Origin of the sequence: Streptococcus sp. HMSC061E03, from assembly GCF_001813505.1 — a bacterium.
Taxonomy (GTDB): domain Bacteria; phylum Bacillota; class Bacilli; order Lactobacillales; family Streptococcaceae; genus Streptococcus.
Window position 1 is genome coordinate 99,296 of the sequence record NZ_KV812801.1, and the last position, 2,461, is coordinate 101,756.

A 2,461-nucleotide genomic window follows, 5' to 3' on the forward strand; every position below is an offset into this window, starting at 1 on the left:
ATGTATTCTGAGTACCTCAGTGAAGCTGTACCCAAGCTTCCCTCAAAATATAGGTCAGAAGTTGGGGACGAAGATCTAGATTCAGCCGTGCTTGAAAGTGAAATCCAAAACCTTGAAAGTAGCATTAGTAGTCTTAGAGGTAGTTTACATGCTATGGAAGGAAGTGATCATGCGGATAAGGGTCTCCTGCAAAATATATCTTCTCGTATGGATGGTTTAACGTCTCAAAAAAATGAGAAGATGGATAAACTTCGTAAACTAAATCTATTTGCGGGGAGTTCCAATGAAGTTTTCTCAGGAGAAGGGGAGGTTGGCCCGATTAACACTTTAATTCAAAGTATTCAAATTGGTTTAAGCCAAATTCAAGCAGAGTTTACAAATTTTAGTGGAACTTTTCATATGCCAAAGGAAACTTCTTGGATTACTGATATTTCTACTCAATGGGAAGAGCGTGAGAAAAAATCTCAACTAGATGAGGATTCCAAGAAAGCATTAGATAGACTTGAAAAGGATAAAAAAGAGGGTAAAATTTCAAATGATACCTATCAATCATTGCGAAGTGGAATTATAAGTGGTGGAGTTGCATTTCTTAATGAATTAGCAAAAAGTAAAGTTATAGAAAAGGGCGTTGAAGGTTTTGTGAAATTTGTTTGGAAAATTTTAGCTTATAATCCACAAAATACACAATATGGATTGGTGGGAGCAGTTGCAGGAGGTGGGACAACTACTATTCCAATCAATGTTAATCCTGCTTATAGTCAATTTGTTAGTGGTGTTGCCAAATACGGAGCACCAATAATTGGTGCGGCTATTGATTTCACAATGCAGGTTAATGATGGAGCAAATATAGTTGATGCAGGTATAAAGACAAGTGCCCATGTTGCGATTGGTGTTGGAGCAGCTAAATTAGGTTCAGCAATTGGAAGTGCACTGGTTCCAGGTGCAGGTACAGTTGTTGGTGGAGCAATTGGTTTTGTTGCAGGAGTAGCAGGGTCGATGCTCTTCGACTTCGTGTATGATAACAAAGATAAGATTGCAAAATTTGTAAAAGATTCTTCTGATGCAGTTGTTAATACTGTAAAAACAAAAATGAAAGAAGTGGGCGATGCAGTTTCTGGTTTCTTCAGTGGCTTAGGTTCAGTTTTTTCTTAGATAAGGATAATATTTTACAATGTTAGAAAAAAAAGAGAATCATAAACAATTAGTGAATTTGAGTAACTATAAAAATAAAACGGTCTATTATGATTTGAGGCTTAATAAACTTTATTTTTCATTACCTAAAGGTAGTTCTAAAAATCAACAATTTTATACTCTTTTTCTTATTTTAATAACACTGCCAATCGTTCGATTATTTAATAATATGGATATATTTGGTGTGTTTGTAATAAAATATTTAAGTTTGATATTATTTACATTAATTTCAATATTTTTAGGAAATTTTTTTGTAAAGTATCAGTATAGGAATTTAGACCTGTATCCGGCTTCTTTTAGTGATATTGAGTATTTAGAATATTTGCATTATGAAAAGAAGAACTTAATGCTCGTTTTTGGATATTTCATTGCAGTTATCTTTAGTTTAGTAATTTCATTTGTAATTTATTTAATCATTGGAAATTTTTTAAGTTTAATCATATATTCAGTATTATTATTTGTTATATATGTATGTTTTGCTAATCGTTTATATATGAGAAAAAAGGTAGTAGATACCTTGTTAAAAGAAATAAGTACCTAAATTAAAGATACTATAAATGTTTATTGTTTCTTAAGTAATATAATTAATTTTAAAAATTTTAGAATAGTATTAAATTTAAATGAAAGGAATCAGATAAATGAATGAAGTGTTGCCAATTGGAAGTATTGTCCAATTGAATAATGGAGAGGTGAAGTTAATGATAATAAATCGTTATCCACTTTACAATAACCATGGAGTGATAGGCTATTTTGATTATTCTGGTTGTGTATATCCTAATGGTAGTTTAGATAATCAGGCATATTTTTTTAACAAAGAAAACATAGCTAAGGTCTGGTTTAAAGGTTATATTGACGAGTCCGAAGAGTTACTTCAACAGAAATTCAAAAAGGAAAAAGATAATATTAATTATCCTCGACTAAGTCTTGATGAATAATACTGATAGATTATTAAAAAAATAATAAAATTGAAATAAGATAAAGAAATAGTTATATCGTATATTGAAAGAGACAAATAGTAGAACAGGAATTGAATTGATAATATGGTCAAAATGGTATTAAGTTCATCGGATGCACAAGGTCAGACCATGTCTTCCGTTGGAAAGGCTAGAATCGATGCTTACAACTCAGCGGTTAAAGCCCTCTCTAAATTCAATGGAGCGGGTAACTTGCAAGGGAGTGCCTATGATTCAGGGAAAAAATACGGAGTGAGTGTGATTACGCCACTGATTAAAGGGGCAATCATGTATTCTGAGTACCTCAGTGAAGCTGT

At 32.0% G+C, this 2,461-nt stretch carries 3 protein-coding genes and 1 pseudogene; all 4 read left to right on the forward strand.

What is annotated here, in order from left to right; all coding sequences use genetic code 11:
- Nucleotides 1-1,152 (forward strand): hypothetical protein (locus tag HMPREF2917_RS11795; protein ID WP_070590429.1); only part of this gene is annotated, 1,152 nt, incomplete at its 5' end.
- A 19-nt stretch (nt 1,153-1,171) separates the two neighbouring features.
- A complete protein-coding gene (locus HMPREF2917_RS09355) occupies nt 1,172-1,732 on the forward strand; it encodes a hypothetical protein (protein WP_070590432.1) in 561 nt (186 codons plus the stop codon).
- A gap of 97 nt (nt 1,733-1,829) precedes the next feature.
- The gene (locus tag HMPREF2917_RS09360) at nt 1,830-2,126 is read left to right on the forward strand and encodes a DUF4176 domain-containing protein (protein ID WP_049491007.1); all 297 of its coding nucleotides are present in this window, start codon (nt 1,830-1,832) and stop codon (nt 2,124-2,126) included.
- 114 nt (nt 2,127-2,240) lie between these two features.
- Nucleotides 2,241-2,461: pseudogene (locus tag HMPREF2917_RS11800) on the forward strand (hypothetical protein); the annotation flags it as partial.